17 protein-coding genes are annotated in these 15,284 nt (G+C 64.0%); 6 read left to right on the forward strand and 11 right to left on the reverse strand.

Translation table 11 applies throughout. The annotated features are described in order from the left end of the window. Positions 1-8 precede the first annotated feature (8 nt). From JQ635_RS03325 to JQ635_RS03350, 6 genes are all read right to left on the reverse strand, one after another. Positions 9-653: a DUF47 domain-containing protein gene (locus JQ635_RS03325; protein WP_211408417.1), complete on the reverse strand. Its 645-nt coding sequence runs from the start codon at positions 651-653 to the stop codon at positions 9-11. A 156-nt stretch (positions 654-809) separates the two neighbouring features. Then, on the reverse strand, positions 810-1,778 hold the full coding sequence (locus tag JQ635_RS03330) for a branched-chain amino acid ABC transporter permease (RefSeq protein ID WP_211408418.1): 969 nt from the start codon (positions 1,776-1,778) through the stop codon (positions 810-812). Position 1,779: 1 nt separating this feature from the next. Continuing rightward, positions 1,780-2,643 carry a branched-chain amino acid ABC transporter permease gene (locus tag JQ635_RS03335; protein ID WP_211408419.1) on the reverse strand — a complete coding sequence of 288 codons (864 nt, stop codon included), beginning with the start codon at positions 2,641-2,643 and terminating at the stop codon, positions 1,780-1,782. Between the two features lie 67 nt (positions 2,644-2,710). Continuing rightward, positions 2,711-3,931, reverse strand: coding sequence for an ABC transporter substrate-binding protein (locus tag JQ635_RS03340; protein WP_211408420.1), 1,221 nt, complete (start codon positions 3,929-3,931; stop codon positions 2,711-2,713). 60 nt (positions 3,932-3,991) lie between these two features. After that, entirely contained in the window at positions 3,992-4,738 is a 747-nt protein-coding gene (locus JQ635_RS03345; protein ID WP_211408421.1) for an ABC transporter ATP-binding protein, read from the reverse strand. Next, complete coding sequence (locus tag JQ635_RS03350) at positions 4,731-5,486, reverse strand: ABC transporter ATP-binding protein (protein WP_008551999.1); 756 nt, start codon at positions 5,484-5,486, stop codon at positions 4,731-4,733. Before JQ635_RS03350 ends, JQ635_RS03345 begins: the two co-directional genes overlap by 8 nt. Positions 5,487-5,828: 342 nt before the next feature. On the opposite strand from JQ635_RS03350, the gene JQ635_RS03355 reads away from it, so the two are divergent. Then, positions 5,829-6,470, forward strand: coding sequence for a PAS domain-containing protein (locus JQ635_RS03355; RefSeq protein WP_211408422.1), 642 nt, complete (start codon positions 5,829-5,831; stop codon positions 6,468-6,470). A gap of 35 nt (positions 6,471-6,505) precedes the next feature. On the opposite strand, the gene JQ635_RS03360 is transcribed toward JQ635_RS03355, so the two are convergent. Continuing rightward, complete coding sequence (locus JQ635_RS03360) at positions 6,506-6,859, reverse strand: ArsC family reductase (RefSeq protein ID WP_211408423.1); 354 nt, start codon at positions 6,857-6,859, stop codon at positions 6,506-6,508. A gap of 105 nt (positions 6,860-6,964) precedes the next feature. Between JQ635_RS03360 and JQ635_RS03365 the strand changes: the two genes are divergently transcribed. The 3 genes from JQ635_RS03365 (at position 6,965) to JQ635_RS03375 (ending at position 8,972) form a co-directional block, all read left to right on the forward strand. Beyond that, complete coding sequence (locus JQ635_RS03365) at positions 6,965-7,336, forward strand: tRNA-binding protein (protein WP_211408424.1); 372 nt, start codon at positions 6,965-6,967, stop codon at positions 7,334-7,336. A gap of 217 nt (positions 7,337-7,553) precedes the next feature. Beyond that, entirely contained in the window at positions 7,554-8,186 is a 633-nt protein-coding gene (locus JQ635_RS03370) for a TetR/AcrR family transcriptional regulator (RefSeq protein WP_211408425.1), read from the forward strand. Positions 8,187-8,189: 3 nt separating this feature from the next. Continuing rightward, the gene (locus JQ635_RS03375) at positions 8,190-8,972 is read left to right on the forward strand and encodes a sulfite exporter TauE/SafE family protein (protein WP_211408426.1); all 783 of its coding nucleotides are present in this window, start codon (positions 8,190-8,192) and stop codon (positions 8,970-8,972) included. 2 nt (positions 8,973-8,974) lie between these two features. Here the strand turns inward: JQ635_RS03375 and JQ635_RS03380 are convergent, their stop codons facing one another. Together JQ635_RS03380 and JQ635_RS03385 are read right to left on the reverse strand one after the other, a co-directional pair. Then, a complete protein-coding gene (locus JQ635_RS03380; RefSeq protein WP_211408427.1) occupies positions 8,975-9,679 on the reverse strand; it encodes a glutathione S-transferase family protein in 705 nt (234 codons plus the stop codon). Positions 9,680-9,743: 64 nt separating this feature from the next. Continuing rightward, a complete protein-coding gene (locus JQ635_RS03385; protein ID WP_211408485.1) occupies positions 9,744-10,409 on the reverse strand; it encodes a DUF429 domain-containing protein in 666 nt (221 codons plus the stop codon). Positions 10,410-11,624: 1,215 nt separating this feature from the next. Between JQ635_RS03385 and JQ635_RS03390 the strand changes: the two genes are divergently transcribed. Then, positions 11,625-12,950: a TROVE domain-containing protein gene (locus JQ635_RS03390; RefSeq protein WP_211408428.1), complete on the forward strand. Its 1,326-nt coding sequence runs from the start codon at positions 11,625-11,627 to the stop codon at positions 12,948-12,950. Positions 12,951-13,064: 114 nt separating this feature from the next. Then, positions 13,065-14,405, forward strand: a complete 1,341-nt coding sequence (locus JQ635_RS03395) for an RtcB family protein (RefSeq protein ID WP_211408429.1) — start codon at positions 13,065-13,067, stop codon at positions 14,403-14,405. Positions 14,406-14,478: 73 nt separating this feature from the next. Here the strand turns inward: JQ635_RS03395 and JQ635_RS03400 are convergent, their stop codons facing one another. Then, positions 14,479-15,000 carry an RNA polymerase sigma factor gene (locus JQ635_RS03400; RefSeq protein ID WP_211408430.1) on the reverse strand — a complete coding sequence of 174 codons (522 nt, stop codon included), beginning with the start codon at positions 14,998-15,000 and terminating at the stop codon, positions 14,479-14,481. Continuing rightward, a complete protein-coding gene (locus JQ635_RS03405; RefSeq protein WP_211408431.1) occupies positions 14,997-15,206 on the reverse strand; it encodes a YgaP family membrane protein in 210 nt (69 codons plus the stop codon). The genes JQ635_RS03400 and JQ635_RS03405 overlap by 4 nt, the downstream gene beginning before the upstream one ends. Positions 15,207-15,284 lie beyond the last annotated feature (78 nt).

Here is a 15,284-nt window from a genome sequence, read left to right on the forward strand (position 1 = left end):
GCCCTGCCCTAAACTTGCTCGATGACGATGCTGTTGATCTCGTTCGCGACGTCATCGAAGCGGTCGGCCACCTTCTCGAGGTGGTCGTAGATCTCGACGCCGACGATGAAATCCATCGCGTTGCCCTCGCGATGCTTCAGGAACAGCTCCTTCAGCCCGATGTCGTGGAGATCGTCGACCCGGCCCTCGAGCTTGGTCAGCTCTTCCGTGATCGCGGTCAGCATGGCGACGTTCGGGCCGATCGACTGCATCAGCGGCAGCGCGCGGCCGACCAGATTGGCGCATTCGATCAGAAGCGCGCCGATCTCCCGCATTGGCGGCTCGAAGCTGCGGACCTCGAACAGCATCACGGCCTTGGCCGTCTGCTGCATCTGGTCGATGGCATCGTCCATCGAGGTGATGAGGTTCTTGATGTCGCCGCGATCGAACGGGGTGATGAAGGTGCGGCGTACCGCCGTCAGCACCTCGCGGGTGATGTTGTCGGCATCGTTCTCGAACTGGTTGACGCGCTGGCAATAGACCGGCGTTTCCTCGCCCCCGTTGAGCATGCCCTGGAGCGCGATCGCGCCCTGGATCACGGTCTGGGCATGGCGGTCGAACAGGTCGAAGAACCGTTCTTCCTTGGGCAGGAACGCACGAAACCATCGCATCATGGAGATAGGCTACCGGTTGGAAATGGCCCGGCCCGGATGGGCCGTCATGAAACTGTCATAGACCATTTCCGATCCGCGCGCGTGTCATCTCACGCCCGCTGAGCCGGATCATCCACCGCTTTCAAGAGGCGGACAACTCCATGTCAAATCAATGACTTAGAGAGAACGCCGGAAGTAATGGGCGATTTCGCCGATGACCCCGCGGCGGAAGGTGAGCACGCAGATCACGAAGATCGAGCCCTGGATTACCGTCACCCACTGGCCGAAGCTCGCCAGATATTGCTGCATGGCGATGATCACGAAGGCGCCGACCACAGGCCCGAAAATGGTGCCGAGACCGCCGACCAGCGTCATCAGCACGACTTCGCCGGACATCGACCAATGCACGTCGGTGAGCGAGGCGTTCTGCGCCACGAACACCTTCAGCGATCCGGCAAAGCCGGCCAGCGTGCCCGACAGGACGAAGGCCAGGAACTTGTACTGATCGGTCCGGTAGCCCAGCGAGATGGCACGCTGCTCGTTCTCGCGGATCGACTTCAGCACCTCGCCGAACGGCGAGTTGATGATACGGAAGATCAGCAGAAACCCGGCGAGGAAGCCAGCCAGCACGACATAATACAGAACCGTCGGCTTGGAGAGATCGAGGACACCGAACATGTGTCCCTGCGGGATGCCCTGGATGCCGTCCTCGCCATGGGTGAACGGTGCCTGGAGGTAGATGAAGTACAGCAGCTGCGACAGCGCCAGCGTGATCATCGAGAAATAGATGCCCTGGCGGCGGATCGAGATGTAGCCGGTCACGATCGAGAGCGCGAAAGCTGCGGCGACACCGACGAGGATGCCGAGCTCCGGCGGCAGCCCCCACACCTTCAGCGCATGCGCGCTGCAATAGCCGGCCGTGCCCAAGAACATCGCGTGGCCGAACGACAACAGGCCGCCATAGCCGATCAGAAGATTGAAGGCGCAGGCGAGCAGCGCAAAGCACAGCGCCTGCATCACGAAGAACGGATAGACTCCCGTGAATGGCACCGCCGCCAGCAGCAGCGCCATCACAGCAAACGCGATCATCTCGTCGCGCATCGCACGCGGGCTCGCACGCAGCGTATCGTCCGTCAGGGTTGTCATATCAGGCCGCCCTTCCCGTCAATCCCGTTGGCTTCACCAGCAGCACCAGCACCATCAGCACGAACACGACGGTGTTGGAGGCCTCGGGGTAGAAATACTTGGTCAGGCCCTCGATCACACCGAGCGCGAAGCCGGTGATGATGGAGCCCATGATCGATCCCATGCCGCCGATCACCACCACGGCGAACACGACAATGATGAGGTCGGCACCCATCAGCGGCCGCACCTGGTTGATCGGCGCCGAGAGCACGCCGGCAAGCGCCGCAAGGCCGACGCCGAGCCCGTAGGTCAGCGTGATCATGCGCGGCACGTTGATGCCGAAGGCACGCACCAGCGTCGGGTTTTCGGTGGCCGCGCGCAGGTAGGCGCCGAGCTGCGTCTTCTCGATCAGGTACCAGGTGGCAAGGCACACCACCAGCGAGAAGACCACCACCCACCCGCGGTAGATGGGCAGGAACATGAAGCCGAGATTCATGCCGCCCCTGAGCTGGTCCGGAATGGCGTAAGGCAGGCCGGAGGAGCCGAAATAGTTCTGGAACACGCCCTGCACGATCAGCGCGATGCCGAAGGTCAGCAACAGCCCGTAGAGATGGTCGAGCCCGGTCAGGAACTTCAGCATGGTCCGTTCCAGGATCATGCCGAAGATGCCGACGATGATCGGCGCCAGCAGCAACGCGAACCAATAGTTGATGCCGCCGAGGTTCAGCAGGAAATAGGCAACGAAGGCGCCCATCATATAGAGCGCGCCATGGGCGAAGTTGATGATGTTGAGCATGCCGAAGATCACGGCAAGCCCGAGACTGAGCAGCGCGTAGAACGAGCCGTTGATCAGTCCCACCAGTAGCTGTGCGTAGAGAGCCTGCATCGGGATTAGCTTCCGCCACCAAAATGAGAGCCCGCCGGCGGCACGACCGCCCGGCGGGCCACGAGAGTTACTTCTTCACCAGCGGACAGGCGCTTTCCGACAGCGGCCGGAAGGCCTGGTCAGCCGGGGTCGTGCCGACCAGCTTGTAATAGTCCCAGGGCCCCTTGGATTCCTCGGGCTTCTTCACCTCGAAGAGATAGGCCGGATGCAGCTTGCGGCCGTCGGCGCGGATCGAGCCCTGGCCGAACAGCTTGTCGTCGGTCGGCATCTCCTTCATCTTGGCGACCACCTTGGCGCCGTCATGCGGATTGCCGCCCATGGCTTCCAGCGCCTTGAAATAATGCAGCAGGCCCGAATAGACGCCGGCCTGCACCATCGAGGGCATCGCCTTGTTCTTCATGCGCTCGGAGAAGCGCTTGGAGAACGCGCGGGTGCCCTCGTTCATGTCCCAATAGAAGGTCTCGGTGAAGTTCAGCCCCTGCGCCACCTTCAGGCCGAGCGCGTGAACGTCGGTGATGAAGAGAAGCAGGCCCGCCAGCTTCTGCCCGCCCGCGACGATGCCGAATTCCGCCGCCTGCTTGATGGTGTTGGTGGTATCGCCGCCGGCATTCGCCATGCCGACGATCTTGGCCTTCGAGGCCTGCGCCTGGAGCAGGAACGAGGAGAAGTCGGCGGTGTTGAGCGGGTGCCTGACAGTGCCGATCACCTTGCCGCCAGACTTGACCACGACCGCGGCGGTGTCGCGCTCAAGCGCATGGCCGAAGGCGTAGTCGGCGGTCAGGAAGTACCAGGTGTCGCCGCCGGCCTTCACCAGCGCCTGCCCGGTGCTGTTGGCCAGCATGTAGGTGTCGTAGACCCAGTGAATCGTGTTCGGCGAGCACTGCGCGTTGGTGAGGTCCGAGGTCGCCGCGCCCGTATCGATCAGGATCGAGTTCTTCTCCTTGACGATATTGTTGACCGCCAGCGCGACGCCGGAGTTCAGCACGTCCATGAAGATGTCGACCTTCTCGACGTCGATCCACTGTCGCGCAATCGTGCTGCCGATGTCGGGCTTGTTCTGGTGGTCCGCGGAGATCAGGTCCAGCTTCCAGCCCTTGGCCGCGAGCCCGGAATCTTCGATCGCCATCTGCGCCGCCACGGTCGAGCCGGGACCGCCGAGGTCGGCATACAGTCCCGAATTGTCCGTGAGCACGCCGATCTTGACGTTCTTGTCCTGCGCGGCCGCGCCGCCCGCCGCGCCCAAGGCCAACGCCGTGCCAAGCAACATGGCCGAAATGCTGTGCTTCATGATCCGCTCCAATATTCCTTCAGCAGTTATTGTACGTAACGACCGGGCGGCCTGCGCCGCTCAGACGCCCAGATAGGTGTGGAGCTTGTCCATGTTGGCGGCGAGCTCCGAATTGGAAAATCCATCAATGATCTTGCCGTGCTCGACCACATAGTAGCGATCGGCGACGGTGGATGCGAAGCGGAAGTTCTGCTCGACCAGGAGGATCGTGAATCCCTCCTTCTTGAGCCGCGCAATGGTGTGACCGATCTGCTGGATGATGACCGGCGCAAGGCCCTCGGTCGGCTCGTCCAGCATCAGGAAACTCGCGCCGGTGCGCAGGATGCGCGCGATCGCCAGCATCTGCTGCTCGCCGCCGGACAGCTTCGTGCCCTGGCTGTTGAGCCGCTCCTTCAGGTTCGGAAACAGATCGAAGATCTGATCCAGCGGCAGTCCGCCTTCGCGCACGACCGGCGGCAGCATCAGATTCTCGCGGACGTCGAGGCTGGCGAATATCCCCCGCTCTTCCGGGCAGAACGCGATGCCCATCCGCGCGATCTTGTCGGAGGTGGCGCGAATGATCTCCTGGTTGTTGAACTTCACCGAACCGGCACGCTTGCCGATGATGCCCATGATCGACTTCAGCGTGGTGGTCTTGCCGGCGCCGTTACGCCCGAGCAGGGTGACGACCTCGCCCGCATTCACGTCGAAATTGATCCCGTGCAGGATGTGGGACTCGCCGTACCATGCTTCGAGGTTGCGGACCTGGAGGATGTTTCCGCCGGTTGCAGCCTTTGCCGGAGCCTCGGCGATCGCAGTGTCAGGCATGACCGGCTCCCAAGTAAGCTTCCTTGACGCGCTCGTCCTTGGTGAGCTCGCTGTAATGACCCTGCGCGAGCACCTGCCCGCGCGTCAGCACGGTGATGATGTCGGAGAGATTGGCCACGACGCTTAAGTTATGCTCGACCATCAGGATGGTGTATTTCGCGGAGATGCGCTTGATCAGCGCCGCGATCTTGTCGATGTCCTCGTGGCCCATGCCGGCCATCGGCTCGTCCAGCAGCATCATCTCGGGATCGAGCGCGAGCGTGGTTGCGATCTCCAATGCGCGCTTGCGCCCGTAGGGCATCTCGACCGCGGGCGTATTGGCAAACTCGCTGAGGCCGACATCGTTCAGCAGTTCGCGCGCGCGATCGTTGAAGCGGTTGAGCACCGACTTCGAGCGCCAGAAATCAAAGGAACTGCCGTGCTGGCGCTGAAGCGCGACGCGGACGTTTTCCAGCGCGGTGAGATGCGGAAATACCGCTGATATCTGGAACGAACGGACCAGTCCCATGCGCGCCACGTCGGCCGGCGCCATCGCGGTAATGTCCTGCCCCTTGTAGAGGATTTTTCCGGCAGACGGTTTCAGGAACTTGGTCAAAAGATTGAAGCACGTCGTCTTGCCGGCGCCGTTCGGGCCGATCAACGCGTGAATGCTCCCACGGCGGACTTTGAGCGCAACGTCGCGGACGGCGAAGAAGCCCGCGAATTCCTTGGTCAAGCCTTCCGTTTCGAGAATGAACTCATCGGCCAAACAGATTTCCCCCTGCCCGCGCAGCGCGCGTGGCTGTCCTTGTTGCTTCGGCATTCCGGAGGTCTTGGAGCCCGTCCGGAACGCCGCCTCCGGGCGCGGAATATGCCGGAGGTGACGGGGGTTAGGCAAGGCGGAAAGCTGAGCAGATCAGGCCTCCGGCTGGGATACAAATGCTCCCTTAGTCGGAGATGTTTTGATGTCACGCCTGCCCGGCCTCCCGGTACGCAAAAGCACCGGCCATCAAGCCGTCGTTAACGGTCTTTCGCCCCGCACGCCAGCCTTCATAGAAAATTTTCCCGCAAGCGGCATCATGCTGCGGGTATCTCTGCCGGGAATATTGTTTTGGATTTCGCAAGCGCCGCTCCCTCCGTCGTCAAGTCGATCAGGCAGCGCGATCTGCTGAACACGTGGCTGCGACTTTATGCGCGGCAACAGATCGCACCGGCGATCTGGGAGTACCAGCCGGCACGGCTCGAGGAAGAGCTGTCCGACCTCATCTATTATACGGTGGACAATTCGGCACCGAGCCCGCGTCTCATCATCCAGAGCGAAGGCACGCGCATCTCGCGCGCCTACGGCCACACCGGCAAGGGCGTGCCGCTGGATGAATATATCGGGCCGCGGCTCGTGCCCTCGGTGATGCCCGTCTACCATGAATGCGTCGCGCGCGGGCTTCCGGTCTACAGCGTTGCCGACGTCGACGACATCTATGGGCGCGTCGTCGCCTATGAGCGCCTGCTGCTGCCGTTCCTGACCGACGGCAAGGTCTGTCACGTCATCGCCTCGCTCAAGACCTTCTGCGAGGACGGCGGCTTCGAGATCAGGAATCTGATGCGCGGAAATGACGCGCTGCCGCGTCCCAAACTGTGCGCCGTGATCGACCGCGATCTCTTTCATCGCACCCCCGGCCGCATCGCGGCCGCGGACGTCGTCGAGTTCGCCGATCAGCCTGGCGAGGCCACCGAGATCATCGAGCTGAACTAGAGCCGAACGACTTGGCCGGACTTACTTGGCCTGACTCACTTGGCCTTGACTTCCTTGGCATAGATGTCCGGCTTGAAGCCGACCAGCAGCTTGCCGCCGGCTTCCAGCACCGGCCGCTTGATCATCGAAGGCTGCGCCAGCATCAACGCCAGCGCCTTCTTCTCGGTGAGGCCTTCCTTGTCGGAATCAGGGAGCTTCTTGAAGGTCGTGCCGGCCCGATTGAGCAGCGTCTCCCAGCCGACCTTATCGCTCCACTGCTTGAGCTTGTCCTTCTCGACGCCCGCGGCCTTGTAGTCGTGAAAGTCGTAAGCCACGCCATGACTGTCGAGCCAGGTGCGCGCCTTCTTCATGGTGTCGCAGTTCTTGATGCCGTAGATGATGTTGGGCAAGACAACTCCTCGCGCATGCGTGATGCTTCGGCTGCGGCGTTGTACGAAACTCCGCTTCGCGCGACAATATTGCAAACGAAGCCCGCCCTGCAAAACGGACACATCATGCACGTCACCCACGATCCCGCGGCCGCCGCCTCGCCGACCATCGACTTCAACAGCTTCCTCAAAGTCGACATCCGCGTCGGCACCATCGTCGACGCCCAACCGTTCCCGGAGGCGCGCAAGCCGGCCTGGCGTCTGTGGATCGACTTCGGACCCGCGATCGGCGTGCGCAAGAGCTCGGCGCAGATCACCGAGAACCATCCGCTCGAGACGCTGGTGGGACAACAGGTCGCGGCCGTCGTCAATTTTCCGCCGCGCCAGATCGGGCCTGTTGTCTCGGAGGTGCTGACGCTCGGCTTCCCCGATGCCGACGGCAAGGTCGTGCTGGTGCAGCCGAGCAAGCCCGTGCCGAACGGCGGGCGACTGTTCTAGCCGCAACGCGACCACGGACCGCCCCGCTCCTGCCCCGCGCGGTCGCAACGGCATAATCCCCGCCTGTTTCTCGTCTCCGACGGCCAGGACTTGACCAAAATCCTCTTTGGCAATAAAAATGACTGACTGATCGTTTTTTTATTTAATAGCTGAAACGTCAACCAAAACTCGCCAACAACTAAAACGATCGACCGGTCAGCTATTTAGGGACAGCCAAATGCCCAAGATCAGCGACAAGCAGCGCGAAGGCCGGCGGCAGCAGATCCTCGAGGCCGCCCTCGCCTGCTTCGCGGAAGACGGCTTTCACCAGACCGGCATGGCCGACATCGTCAAACGATCGGGGCTCAGCCACGGCGCGGTCTATCTCTACTTCCAGAGCAAGGACGATCTGATCGAGGCGCTGGCCGACGACCGGCATCGCCGCGAGGCCGTGCTCAACTCGGTCGCGCAAGGGTCCGGCGATCCGATCGAAGGACTGCACGCGCTGGTTCGCGTCTACGCGCAATGGCTCACTGATCCCGCCGGCGAAGCGCGGCGGCGCGTCGGCATCCATGGCTGGGCCGAGGCCTTGCGCAACCGCCGCGTCCGCAACAGCGTCGTCGAAGGCATCAACATGCCGCGCGCCCTGATCGTGGCGCTGGTCGAGCGCGGCCAGCACGACGGCCTCATCAAGCGCGACCTCGGCGCCGAGACCATCGCGCGCGTGCTGATCGCGATCTTCCAGGGCTTTGTGCTGCAGAAATGCTGGGGCGAGGATTTTGACGTCGCAGCCTGCATGGCGGCCGTCGATGGTGTGATCGATGGCTTGCGCACGCCGAAGGCGGACGTCAAGCGACGAACCAGAACATGAACGATGACCTGGATCCATGAACTCCTCGCCGGCGGCGGCGTTGGTCTTGTCGCGGGATTGGCATCGGGCTTCACGGGCACGAGTCCGGGTGGCGGCCTCGTCATCTTCTCCGTGCTGTTGCTCGGGGCAGAACAGCACGTCGCGCAGGGAACCTCTCTGATCACGCAGATCCCTCCGACGGGCCTTGCCGGCGCGCGCCGCTACTGGCGGAGCGGCAACCGCAGCCCCTTGCCGTGGATCGTCTGGATCGGCCTCGGATTTCTCGCCGGCGGCGCCGGTGGTGGGTATGCCGCGGCGACAGTATCCGACGCAGTGCTGCAATGGACCTACGTCGTCTATCTCGTCGCGCTGATCGCAATGTTGCTTCTGCGCCGCGACCGTAAGGACGCCGGCAGCGAGGCTGGCGCTCAAGACGAACTGCCCTGGCTGCCCCTGCTCGGCATCGGCACGCTGGCCGGATTTTCCTCCGGCTTCATGGGAATCGGCGGCGGCCTCGCGATCACCGTCGGCCTCGCCGCGGGCCTGCGCGTGCCGCAGCATCAGGCGCAGCTCGTCAGCCTGATCTTCTCGGTGATCCCGACCAACATTCCGGCCGCCTCGATCTACTGGAGCAAGGGGCTCATGGTCGGCTGGCCGGCCATCCTCGGCATTCTGGCCGGTCTGTGGGTCGGCACCGACCTCGGCGCGCGCATGGCCAACGGCGTCAGCAAATCGATGCTGCGCCGGGCCATGATCGCCCTCGTCTCACTGATGGCGCTCTACATGACCTACAAGGCGCTGAGCTGATCCTACGGCCGCTTCGGAATGTTCAGCCCGCGCTGCACCGCCGGCCGCGCAAGTCCGCGTTCGAGCCAGGCTCCGACCGACTTGAACTGGCTGAACGCGACGAGCTCGCCGGCGCCGTAGAAGCCGATGAGGTTGCGCACCCAGCCCAGCATGGAGATGTCGGCGATGGTGTAGTCGTCATCCATGAACCATTGCCGACCGGCAAGATGCAGCTCCATCACGCCGAGCAGCCGCTTTGACTCGCCCACGTAGCGCTCCAGCGGCCGCTTGTCCTCAAACTCCTTGCCGGCGAATTTGTGGAAGAAGCCGACCTGGCCGAACATCGGCCCGATGCCGCCCATCTGGAAATGCAGCCACTGGATGGTCTGGTAGCGCCGCGCAGCGTCCTGCGGCAGCAGCTTGCCGGTCTTCTCCGCGAGATATTGCAGGATCGCTCCGGATTCGAACAGCGCCAGCGGCTTGCCGCCGGGACCGTTGGGATCGAGCATCGCTGGGATCTTGCCGTTCGGATTGAGCGAGAGGAATTCCGGCGTCTTCTGATCGTCCTTGCCGAAATCAACGAGGTGGACCTCGTAAGGCAGTCCGATCTCCTCCAGCATGATCGAAACCTTGACGCCGTTCGGCGTCGGCAACGAATAGAGCTGAAGCCGCTCGGGATGCGCGGCTGGCCAGCGCTTGGTGATGGGAAATGCGGAGAGATCAGACATCGGCAACCTTCGATCTGCAGTTGAGGCGCATCTAATCTAGGCGAGGAAAGGCATGACGCAAGCTCTAGTAGTTGATTTCCATCCGTAGCCCGCGCGGATCGATCTCGTCACCACCGACACGTTGCGTGCTGTCGCGTGCCGCAACCGCGCAGGCGCAGGCGTCGATGAGATCGTCGCGGCCGATGCCCGTGCCGTGACGCCATGTCAGCCATCTTGGCAAGCGCGTGAAGCCGCGTTGCTCCAGCAGCGCGATGCGCTGTTCGCGACCGTGCGCCGACGTCTTCCTTGCGAGACGGAGGCGCCCTGCGAGATTCCAGAAGATCAATTCCGGATGCGCCTCGCCGATCGTCGCCTGCCGTGCCGGCGTTATGATCTCGTCGACCTCTCTCATCTTGTCCCTGATGTTCCAGAGCTGCGCCGAGACGCCCCTGCCCTTACCTTCATGCTCCCAGTAATGGCGATTGGCCGCGGGCATGTCCGGGAACGTCCAGAGGTCCCGTCGCGCGCCGAGAAACACGGCGGGCCCGACAAGTTCGCGCGCACGCAGATCGCACGCGCGATAGCCGCTCGCCTTCAATCCGATCGGCATGTCGATCATCGCGCGTGCGTGCGGGATCGCGAGCAGACGCGTCAGGCCGGGTGAATAATCGAAGCCGTGATCGCCGCGACCATCGATCCAGGCTGCGACCCAGCCGAAGCGAAATCCGTCGAGTCCGAGATAGTTCGGCACGTCAGGCATTCGTGTCTTGTCGTCAGTGTCCTGCAATTTTCGCACGCCCTCGCTTGACATCCGCAAGTTGCAGGCGTATTTCCCGCGGCCTCGCGAACACTTCCGTTCGCAACAAGCACCATGAACCGAGCGATGTCACACCGCTACGAAAGAATTGCCCACATGCCGAATAGCTCCGAGCTATTCGATGTCGCATGCCTGGCTCATGGGAGCGATCTTGCCTGACCGCAAGATCGACAGTCCGCTTCTCACGGACCCTCCCGAGCCTGCCGCTCCGGAGGGTTTTTTGTTGCCCGCCGCGCGGCTCCTTCGAACATCCCGGCAATCGCCGGAACGAGAGACCCGGATCTCGGGGCTCGCGCTGGAGAGGCGCGTGCCCAAGCGCGCGGGGCCTGCCGGAGGGAACGAGGCGATGAGCCGGACACCGATGGCAGAGCGAACCCAGTGGGTTCGCGACATGCGGCGCGTCGACAGCGCCGCGATAGAATTTTCTTAAGTTCGGTTTGCCGCGGGGATCGCGGCTCAACCGACGCTGGTGGTGAAGATGTCGGATACTTCTCACGGCAAAGCGGGTTCGAATCCCGCCCTTGACACACGCACCGGGATGCGGGCCTCGAGAGGGCCTGCACGCGGCCCGGCGCAGGATCCGTTCGCAAGAACGGCGCCTGTGTTGTCGTCACTGACGCCGACATCGACTGTTCCCCAGCGTATCCATCAACGGCCGGTGTGAAAGCATCGGCCTGGCGGTGGTGAAGATGACTGTTACTTCGGTAGAGCACCGTCCTGGCTTTCCAGAACGGAGGTTGCGGGCTCGAATCCCGCCGGCTGCAATGCCGTAGCTCAATTCGCCCAAGGGGCGGCAACAGCATCGTCCGTTCCCCGCCAACCCCATCACGATCCGTGGTGAAGATCGCTGTTACTTCGCCTATCACGCGAGAGGTCGCGGGTTCGAATCCCGCCCGGTGTACCATGCACCGGTAGCTCAGTGGCCAGAGCGCTTTCCGGCAAGCTTTTGCTCGCCGGATCTCAGCAATCGCCTGTTCCCGGATCGTGACTTGTCGTCCCCACCGCCGGTGGTGAAGAGCGCTGTTACTTCGCTGTCGGAGGTTCGAGCCCTCCCGGACATCAGTCCGTAGCTCAGTTGGTAGAGCACGATCAGCCTCGCTTGTTCCCCGGCACCCGCTCCAACACACCGTCAACCCAGAGGAGGCCGTCATGGTCAGGCTCAACAAGATCGTTCGCGCCTTCACGCGTGAGGGCGCGCGCGCAATCCGCTTCACGCCCGAGATGGAGCTGAAGCGCGCGCTGATGAACTGCCTCCTGTGGGAGGACCAGTTCTACGAAGACGGCGTCTCCATCGCCGACCGCATCAAGACACTCGTGCCGAAGGTCGCGCCGGCCCGCGTGGCGCAGCTCGCGGTCGAGGCCCGCGAGGTGATGAAGCTCAGGCACGCGCCGTTGCTCGTCATCCGCGAGATGGCGCGGAGCGAGAAGCACCGCGCCCTCGTGGCCGACACGCTTCACCAGGTGATCCAGCGTCCCGACGAGATGACGGAGCTGCTCGCGATCTACTGGGCGGATGCGCTGGGGCCGATGCAGCAGCGCAAGCGTCAGCCGGTCTCCGCGCAGGTCAAGAAGGGCCTTGCCCGCGCGCTGACCAAGTTCGACGCCTACCAGCTCGCCAAGTGGGACCGCGACGGCGCGGTGCGCATCAGGGACGTGCTGTTCCTGGTCCACGCCAAGCCGAAGGATTCCGAGCAGGCCAAGGTGTGGAAGCAGCTCGTCGATGGCGAGCTCGCCGCCCCCGACACCTGGGAGGTTTCGCTCTCGGCGGGAAAAAGCAAGCGCGAGACCTTCGAGCGGCTGATCGCCGAGAAGAAGCTCGGCGGCCTGGCACTCCTGCGCAATCTGCGGCTGATGCAGAACGCGCAGGTTCCGCGCGAGACCATCGCAGGCGCGATCGAGGCGATGCGGACGGATCGTATCCTGCCGTATCGCTTCATCACGGCGGCGCGCTATGCGCCGGACTTCGAGCCCGAGCTCGAGGCTGCGATGCTCAAGTCGGTCAAGGACCATGTGCGGCTCCCGGGCCGCACCCGGCTCCTGATCGACGTGTCGGGCTCGATGTTCGCAACCCTCTCCGCGCAGTCGGAAATGACGCGCGCGGAGGCGGCGTGTGGCCTTGCCATTCTCGCCCGCGAGATCTGCGACGAGGTCGAGATCTTCACCTTCAGCAATGAGGTCGTGAAGGTCCCACCCCGCCGCGGTTTTGCGCTTCGGGATGCGATCATCAACTCGCAAGCACACGGCGGGACGTATCTCGGCAAGGCGGTGACGGAGATCGACCGCAAGGGCGATCGCCTCATCGTCTTCACCGACGAGCAGAGCCACGACGCCGTGCCCGCGCCCAGGGCGCGCGGCACCATGGTGAACGTGGCCTCGTATCAGCACGGTGTCGGCCACGGCGACTGGACCCGCGTCAACGGCTTCTCCGAGGCCGTGGTCGCGTGGATCGCGGCGTCGGAGACGGCGTTGAACTGATGCGCAACGACAACGGCCCCGGACGCGAGACGCGCCCGGGGCCTCCGAATTCTCTGAAATGATCCGCGCGCGCCGGCTATGGTGCGCGTAGGATGTGAAGCAGGAACCACGACCATGCGACGATCCGATCCCTACATGGAGCGCGCCCGCGAGCTTTGCCTCGCCGCCGGCGTCGATCCCGACTCGCGCGTCGGCGAAGGACGCGGCCAGCCGGCCTGGTGCTCGTACCGGGACGCCGCGCGCAAGGAGCACCTTGCCCGCGAGGCCAATGCCGCCGCGAGCGAGATCGCGAACCTTCGTCCGCAGGAGGCCCGCTTCCAGAATGCGCCGCTGAAGATTTTTGGCCCGCACGAGGAGGCGACGATCGCGCAGATGCGCAACTGCATGGCGGTCGGCAATGTCGTATCAGGCGTGATCTGCGCCGACGGCCATCTCGGCTACGCCCAGCCGGTCGGCGGGGTCATCGCCTATGAGAAGCAGATCAGCATCTCCGGCGTCGGCTTCGACATCGGCTGCGGCAACATGGCGGCCCGGCTCGATACCCGCTTCGACGATATTGCGGCGATCGTGCCCACGATCATCCGCGACGTCGCCAAGGTGATCTCGTTCGGCGTCGGCCGTGCCAACGCCGAACGGGCCGAGCACGAGCTGTTCGACGACGGCGATGCCTGGCGCGAGAGCGACATGGAGGCCTACCGTCAGAAGGCGGTGGCTCAGCTCGGCACGGTCGGATCGGGCAACCACTATGTCGATCTCATGCGCGACGAGGAAGGCTTTGTCTGGATCGGCGTCCATTTCGGAAGCCGGGGTCTCGGGCACACCTCCGCGACGCGCTACCTCAAGGCTGCCGGCGGCAAGGACGGCATGAACGTCCCGCCCGCCGTGGTCGACGAGGATTCCGAGCTCGGCCGCCGCTACATCGCGGCGATGCAGCTCGCCGGGCGTTACGCCTATGCGGGCCGCGAGTGGGTGGTCGAGCGCGTCCGCCAGATCATCGGCGGCAGCGTGACCGAGAGCGTGCACAACCACCACAACTATGCCTGGCGTGAGACCCACGACGGGAAGGATCTGTGGGTGGTGCGCAAGGGCGCGACCCCGGCGTTTCCCGGCCAGAAGGGATTCGTCGGCGGCTCGATGGGCGACGACGCCGTCATCCTCGAAGGCGTCGACAGCCCGGAAGCCAAGGCTTCGCTCTATTCGACCGTGCACGGCGCCGGCCGCCTGTTCGGACGCAAGGAAGCGAAGCGGCGCTTCTCGCGCGCGGAGATGGACCAGTGGCTGAACGAGCGTGGCGTCACCTTGATCGGTGCCGACCTCGACGAAAGCCCGATGGCCTATCGCCGCCTGCCGGACGTGCTGGCGCAGCACGCCGGCACCGTGCGGGTGCTGCACACGCTGCGGCCGTTCGCCGTCGCCATGGCCGGCGAAGGCGAGTTCGACCCGTGGAAGGACTAACGCGAACAGCAGGCGGGAGGCATAGCTTCCCGCCTGCATCTTCTCATTCTTCTCTCTGATATTCGATCGTCCCTCATCTCGTCAGATATTCGCGCATCAGTGTGCGGGCGCGATGCAGCCGAGCCTTCACGGTCTGCCTGGTGGCACCGAGTGCGGCGGCAATCTCATCGATCGTCATCTCCTTGACGTCACGCATCAGCGCGACATCCCGATAGTGCGGCGGCAGCGCCTCGAAGGCGGCGGCCACGTCGAGCCGCAGGTCGGTCTCAGGGCGCGAGAGCAGTGCGGCTTCCGCCTCGCTCTCATCGACAGCCGGAACCAGGCCCGCCTTGCCCGCGAGCCGCAGGCATTCGCGGCGGACGACGCTGAACAGCCACGCCGAAAACGCCAGCAGCGAGCGGATCGTGCCGACATGGCGGAACAGGATCCACAGCGCCTCCTGCGTCGCATCCTCGGCATCCGCCGAGCTGCGGCAGGTCGCGCGCGCATAGCGGCGGATGTCCGGCTGCGCCGTCGCGAGCAGCGAGGCGATCGCCTTGGGATCGCCGAGCCGCGCCGCTTCGAACAGGTTCGGCGAGATCGCAGCCGCGCTCACGACACGCCTCCTCGCCCAATTCCCGCCATCGCGCACATCGGGCAATAGCCGACGAGGCCCGTCAGCGCGAGGCCGGCGCCGCCGAGCGCAACCAGCCATGCCGTCGCGCCTGCCAGATAAACCAATGCCGCGCCCGCGACCGCCACGCCCAAAGTGAGCCGCACCGCCTGGTGCAGGCCGCCGATGTTCTTCCTGTAAAATGCCATCGCATCCTCCGAGATGAGCCGAGGCTGATCGCCTCGACCACAAAGAGGACGCGCCGGTCGAAAAGGATTCGCTGGAGC

Origin of the sequence: Bradyrhizobium iriomotense, assembly GCF_018130765.1 — a bacterium.
GTDB classification, from domain to species: domain Bacteria; phylum Pseudomonadota; class Alphaproteobacteria; order Rhizobiales; family Xanthobacteraceae; genus Bradyrhizobium; species Bradyrhizobium iriomotense_A.

What these genes read in the sequence shown, in the direction of transcription:
- JQ635_RS03325 (WP_211408417.1), bottom strand. Translation starts at nt 653, where the DNA reads ATGATGCGATGGTTTCGTGCGTTCCTGCCCAAGGAAGAACGGTTCTTC.
- JQ635_RS03330 (WP_211408418.1), bottom strand. Translation starts at nt 1,778, where the DNA reads ATGACAACCCTGACGGACGATACGCTGCGTGCGAGCCCGCGTGCGATG.
- JQ635_RS03335 (WP_211408419.1), bottom strand. Translation starts at nt 2,643, where the DNA reads ATGCAGGCTCTCTACGCACAGCTACTGGTGGGACTGATCAACGGCTCG.
- JQ635_RS03340 (WP_211408420.1), bottom strand. Translation starts at nt 3,931, where the DNA reads ATGAAGCACAGCATTTCGGCCATGTTGCTTGGCACGGCGTTGGCCTTG.
- JQ635_RS03345 (WP_211408421.1), bottom strand. Translation starts at nt 4,738, where the DNA reads ATGCCTGACACTGCGATCGCCGAGGCTCCGGCAAAGGCTGCAACCGGC.
- JQ635_RS03365 (WP_211408424.1), top strand. Translation starts at nt 6,965, where the DNA reads ATGCACGTCACCCACGATCCCGCGGCCGCCGCCTCGCCGACCATCGAC.
- JQ635_RS03370 (WP_211408425.1), top strand. Translation starts at nt 7,554, where the DNA reads ATGCCCAAGATCAGCGACAAGCAGCGCGAAGGCCGGCGGCAGCAGATC.
- JQ635_RS03375 (WP_211408426.1), top strand. Translation starts at nt 8,190, where the DNA reads ATGACCTGGATCCATGAACTCCTCGCCGGCGGCGGCGTTGGTCTTGTC.
- JQ635_RS03380 (WP_211408427.1), bottom strand. Translation starts at nt 9,679, where the DNA reads ATGTCTGATCTCTCCGCATTTCCCATCACCAAGCGCTGGCCAGCCGCG.
- JQ635_RS03390 (WP_211408428.1), top strand. Translation starts at nt 11,625, where the DNA reads ATGGTCAGGCTCAACAAGATCGTTCGCGCCTTCACGCGTGAGGGCGCG.
- JQ635_RS03395 (WP_211408429.1), top strand. Translation starts at nt 13,065, where the DNA reads ATGCGACGATCCGATCCCTACATGGAGCGCGCCCGCGAGCTTTGCCTC.
- JQ635_RS03405 (WP_211408431.1), bottom strand. Translation starts at nt 15,206, where the DNA reads ATGGCATTTTACAGGAAGAACATCGGCGGCCTGCACCAGGCGGTGCGG.